Raw genomic sequence first — 5,542 nt, 5'->3', positions numbered from 1 at the left:
CGGGTCGAGATCGTCGGCGCCAGCGCATCGTCGGCAGAGGACTGAGCATCGTTGACGATGTTCGACACCTCCTGCTGCACATCCATGCTGACGTCGCCGTTGGAGTTGATCCGCGGCGTGACCTTCAGGATCACGCCGGTGTCCTTGTATTCGATGTTGCTGATGACGGGCGAACCGGAGGTGTCGGTCGACTGGCTCTGCTGCGTCCGCACCGGCACCTGGTCGCCGACCTGCAGCCGCGCGGTCTGGTTGTTCAGCACCGACAGGGTCGGGGCCGAGACCACCCGGACATCGGTGACCTTCGACAGGGCGTTGATGATGACCCGAGAATTGGCGCCGGCCACCACTAGGTTGAAACCCGCCCCGACATTCGGCTGCTGCGCCCCGGTCGCCCCGGTCGGTGGGGTGGCGGTGTTGAAGCCGCCGGAGAAGTTGCCCGATTCGAGGTAGTACTGGACGCCGTATTTCAGCGTGTCGTTCAGCGTCACCTCGGCGATCGTCGCCTCGATCACCACCTGCAGCGGGCTGGCATCGATCGCCCGCAGTGCCGATTCGATCATCCGGAACGCCGCCGGCCGCGCCCCGATCAGCAGGGCATTCTTGTCCTTGTCCGGCACCACGCGGACCTCGCCCAGCTTGTCGAGCTTGAACACCGCGGCCTTGCCCGCGGCGGTCCCGGCCAAGCCGAGGATCGAGGCGTCGCCGTCTTTCGACTGGGCGTTGAAATCGATCGGCGCGAAATTGGACTGGCTGCCCGACGATCCCGGGGTCGAGGCCGTCTGGCTGGTGCCGCCCGTGGCACCCGTGCCGCCGGACCCGTTGGCGCCGGACTGGCCGGCGCCACCGCCGGCGCCGCCATTGCTGTCGGTCACCCCGAGGCCGGGGGCCGTGGTCGACCCCTGCTCGTCATCGAAGGGCGAGCCGCCATTCTGGTCGACTTTGCCGAAGGCCTGGCCCAGCACCCGGGCCATGTTCGCCGCGGTGCCGTTCTGCACCATGTAGACGTAGACGCGTTCCTCGTCCGAATCGCCCTGGTCCAGCCGCTGGTTCCAGCGGCCGGCCTCATTCAGCTTGTCGACCCGCGACGAGACCACCCGCACCGCGTTGAGACGCTCGACCGGCAGGAAGGTGATGAGGCCCTTCAGCGGCCCGCGGGCAGGCGCGCCGCCGAACACCGAACTCAATTCGCGGATCACCGCCGCCGGCTCCGCCTGGTGCAGCGGGAAGATCCCCGAGGACATACCGCGCAGCCAGTCGACATCGAAGGATTCGACGGTGGCACCCAGCGCCGCACGGTCGGCGCTGGTGCCGGAAATGATCACCAGGTTGCGGGTCGGGTCGACGCGCACCAGCTCCGGATTCGTCGCCGGGGCGATCAGCGGGCCGATGGTTTCGGCCGAGACATTGCGCAGCGGGATGATGCTGATGCCGTAGCCGGCCGGCAGCGGCTTCGGATCGGTGCCGAGCTGCAGCACGGTGCGGCCGGACACCGCCTCGCCCAGCGGCAAAATGCGGTAGCCGGCCCGGCCGTCCTGCACCATCGCGGCGCCACTGGCGCGCAGCACCGTCTCCAGCATCGCCAGCAGGTCGTCGGGCTTGATCGGACCCTGGGTCGACAGGGTCACGGTGCCGGTGACCCGGGGGTCGATGGTGTAGGGCTGGTGCAGCAGGTCGCCCAGCACCGCCTGGACCACCTGCGCCAGATCGGCGTTGTTGAAGTTGACCTGATAGCCGCCGGGCTGGGCCTGGATCGGGGCGCCGATGGCCGGCTGCTCCCCCGGCACGGTGTCGATGCCCGGGAAGACCTGGGCCTGGCGCACCGTCTGGGTCCGTCCCGTGGAGGACACCACGTTCGAGCGCGACCGATCGTTTGCCGGCGCCGCCAGCGAACGGTTGGCCAGGTCGTCGAACATCGAAGGCTGCCGGTCCTGGCCTGGCTGTTGTCCGCAAGACGACAGCGCCAGCAACAAGGCAATCCCGAGGGTCCTGAAGGAAAAAGCCCGGCAAACCACTGATGCTACCCCCGCGGCGACGTCGAGCCATAGCCCGTCCGGCCCTGGCTCCACAAGAGCCAAGAGGCCTGGGCCCGGATTCACGGCAACATTGTTGCATTAATGTTAAGATTTATAGAAATCAGCCCAGCAACACCATGATAAGACACAAACATTTCGTTTGACCGCCACGGTCGGGCGGCCGAGATTGCGCGCGGCCATCCACACGCCGATGATGCGGGATTGCGGCCAAGCCTGCCGCCAACGGACCGGAAAGGGCTTCGTGAAACCCCTGTTGGACATTCTCGTCGAACTCGGCAAGCTCGGCCCCGAGGATCGGACGCGGGTGTCGCGCCTGCAGGAAAGTTCCGGCGACGCCGTGCCCGCCCTGCTGTCGAAGCTGGGCCTGGTGTCGGGCCGGGACCAGGCGCTGGCCCTGTCGCTGCAGCACGATGTGCCGCTGGTCGGGCCGGACGCCTTCCCGGCCGCGCCGCTGTTCGAGGGCAAGCTGTCGCCCCGCTTCCTGCGCGAGACCCGGGTGCTGCCGCTGGCCGAGGTCGAGGACGGGGTGGTCCTGGCCATGGCCGATCCCGGCGACCTCTATGCCCGCCAAGCGGTCGAGCTGGCGACGCGGCGGCCGGTGCGCCCCTGTGTGGTGGCGACCGAAGACCTCGACGACGCCTTCGCCCGCTATTTCGACAGCGGCCGTTCCGCGGTCGAGCGGATCGTCGACGACATCGCCGGCGAGGCGGATGAGACGCCCGGCGACCCCGATGTCCAGCACCTGCGCGACCTGGCGCAGGAAGCGCCGGTGATCCGCCTGGTCAACCAGATCTTCAGCGACGCGATCCGGCTGCATGCCTCCGACATCCATGTCGAATGCTATCGCGACGAGGTGAAGGTCCGGTACCGCATCCATGGCATCCTGCGCGAGATGAAGGGCCCGCCGGTGCGGCTGGCCCCGGCCCTGGTCAGCCGGATCAAGATCCTGTCGCGGCTGGATATCGCCGAGCGCCGGCTGCCGCAGGACGGGCGGGCGCGCTTCGGCGTCGGCGGCCGCAGCATGGACATGCGCGTCGCCACCATCCCGACCCTGCATGGCGAGAACGTCGTCATCCGCCTGCTCGACACCGCCGGCATGGACATCGAGCTGACCGCGATCGGCTTCGCGCCGGAGGTCGAGGCTTCGCTGCTGCGGCAGCTGGCCAAGCCGCACGGCATCCTGCTGGTGACCGGCCCGACCGGCAGCGGCAAGACCACGACGCTGTACGGCGCGCTGCGGATCCTGAACCAGCCGAGCCGGAAGATCCTGACCGTCGAGGACCCGATCGAGTACCAGATCAAGGGCGTCAACCAGATCCATGTCCGGCCCCAGATCGGGCTGGATTTCGCCCGGGTGCTGCGGTCCTGCATGCGGCACGACCCCGACGTCATCATGGTCGGCGAAATCCGCGACGGCGAGACCGCCAACATCGCCGTGCACGCCGCCCTGACCGGGCATCTGGTGCTGTCGACGCTGCACACCAACAACGCCGCCGGCGCCATCAATCGGCTGCTCGACATGGGCGTCGACAACTACCTGCTGACCTCGACCATCGGCGGTGTCATCGGCCAGCGCCTGGTGCGCAAGCTGTGCACCGAATGCCGCCGGCCGGTGGCGACGCCGGATGAGCTGGTCGCGCGGGCGCAGGCGGTCCGGCCCCTGGCGATGGCCGAGCCGCAGCTGTACGAATCGGTCGGCTGCAGCGTCTGCGACGGGCTGGGCTACACCAGCCGGATCGGCATCTTCGAGTATTTCGCGCCGGATGATTCGCTGCGCGAGCTGCTGCGCGACAAGATCTCGACCACCGCGCTGGCCCAGGCGGCCCGCGCCGGCGGCATGGTCACGATGTTCGAGGACGGGCTGCACAAATGCCTGGCCGGGCTGACCACGCTGGACGAGGTCCATCGCGTCACCGAGGAGTGGTGAGGCGATGCCGCTCTTTGCATACAAGGCGATCGACACCACCGGCGCGCTGGTCGAAGGCCGGGTCGAGGCCGCCGACGAGGCCAGCCTGACCGCGCGGCTGCAGGCCACCGGCATCCTGCCGCTGGATGTCGTGCCGGTGCGGGCACGGGCCGGCAAGGCGGGGAGCGCAGGGGCGGGCAGCACCGGGCGCCGTCGGGCGCCAAAGGCCGCCGACATCACCACGATGACGCGCGAGCTGGCGATCCTGCTGGCCGCCGGCCAGCCGCTGGAGCAGGCGCTGGTGACCCTGTCGGCGGGAATCGGCGCCAGCGTCATTTCCAATATGACCGCCCAGATCCTGGCGCGGGTGCGGGCCGGGGCCAGCCTGAGCACGGCGCTGGAGGAGCAGGGGCCGGTCTTCCCGAAGCTCTATGTCAACATGGTCCGCGCCGGCGAAAACTCCGGCACGCTCGACGTGGTGCTGGACCGGCTGGCCGATCTGCGCGAGCGCGGCGAGAAGACGCGCGAGATGGTGGTCTCGGCGATGATGTATCCGGCGATCCTGGTGGTCGTCTCGCTGTCGTCGGTGTTCCTGCTGCTCGCCTTCGTCGTGCCGCAGTTCGAGACCATCTTCAAGGATGCCGGCGCGGCGCTGCCGACGCCGACCGCCATCGTCATCGCCATCGGCCGTTTCGCCCAGAATTACGGCTGGCTGCTGGGCATCGGCATCGTGGTCGCGGTGGTGGTGATCCGCCAGTTGCTGACCATGCCCGGGCCGCGGCTGACCTGGGACCGCACGGCGCTGCGCCTGCCGCTGTTCGGCCCGATGCTGCGGCTGCTGGCGACGGCCCGGTTCTGCCGCACCCTGTCGACCCTGGTCGGCAACGGCGTCGACCTGCCGTCGGCCATCGCCCTGTCGCGCGATGTGATCTCGAACACCGCCGTGGCCAGCGCGATGGAGACCGTCATGAGCGGCGTGCGACAAGGGCGGGGACTGGCCGACCCGCTGGCCGAGATCGGCGTGTTCCCGCCGCTCGCGGTGCAGATGCTGCGGGTCGGTGAAGAGACCGGGAAGATCGACGTGACCGCAGCCCATATCGCCGACGCCTATGAACGCAAGCTCGAAGCCTCTATCAAGCGTCTGGTCACGCTGATCGAACCGGCTTTGATCATCATCCTCGGCCTCGCCGTGGGCGGCATCGTCATGTCGATCCTGCTGGCCGTCATCAGCATCAACGACCTCGCCTTCTGAGATTCCGCATGCAGAACACCCCACACGACACGCCCGCCCTTCCCGCTGCCGTCGTACCGGACCGGCAGGCCGGCTTCACCCTGATCGAGCTGCTGGTCGTGCTCGTCATCCTCGGCCTGCTGGCCGGGCTGGTGGGCCCCCGCGTCCTGGCCTATCTCGGCGGCGCCCGGTCCGACTCGGCGCGGCTGCAGATCGAGAACTTCAAATCCGCGCTCGACCTCTACGCCATCGATGTCGGCGGCTACCCGACCACCAGTCAGGGGCTGAAGGCGCTGCTCGTCTCCCCCGGCGGGCTGCGCGGCTGGAACGGGCCCTATCTGCGCACCACCGACCTGCCGCAGGACCCCTGGG

General features: G+C 68.8%; 4 protein-coding genes. 3 read left to right on the top strand and 1 reads right to left on the bottom strand.

Annotated elements, in window-relative coordinates; translation table 11 throughout:
* The coding region (locus AC3XYG_RS11820) for a secretin GspD/PilQ domain-containing protein (protein WP_489140030.1) at nt 1–1,913 on the bottom strand (1,913 nt) is incomplete at its 3' end.
* Nucleotides 1,914–2,274: 361 nt separating this feature from the next.
* Between AC3XYG_RS11820 and AC3XYG_RS11815 the strand changes: the two genes are divergently transcribed.
* The 3 genes from AC3XYG_RS11815 to gspG all read left to right on the top strand — a co-directional run.
* On the top strand, nt 2,275–3,960 hold the full coding sequence (locus AC3XYG_RS11815; RefSeq protein ID WP_489140029.1) for a GspE/PulE family protein: 1,686 nt from the start codon (nt 2,275–2,277) through the stop codon (nt 3,958–3,960).
* Between the two features lie 4 nt (nt 3,961–3,964).
* Nucleotides 3,965–5,191 (top strand): type II secretion system F family protein, encoded by a 1,227-nt coding sequence (locus AC3XYG_RS11810; RefSeq protein WP_489140028.1) that lies wholly within the window; start codon nt 3,965–3,967, stop codon nt 5,189–5,191.
* An 8-nt stretch (nt 5,192–5,199) separates the two neighbouring features.
* The coding region (gene gspG / locus AC3XYG_RS11805; RefSeq protein WP_489140027.1) for a type II secretion system major pseudopilin GspG at nt 5,200–5,542 on the top strand (343 nt) is incomplete at its 3' end.

Source organism: Inquilinus sp., from assembly GCF_057815775.1.
The sequence above is the reverse complement of the archived record's forward strand: the minus strand, read 5'-3'. Positions and strand labels throughout refer to the sequence as shown.

What these genes read in the sequence shown, in the direction of transcription:
- AC3XYG_RS11810 (WP_489140028.1), top strand. Translation starts at nt 3,965, where the DNA reads ATGCCGCTCTTTGCATACAAGGCGATCGACACCACCGGCGCGCTGGTC.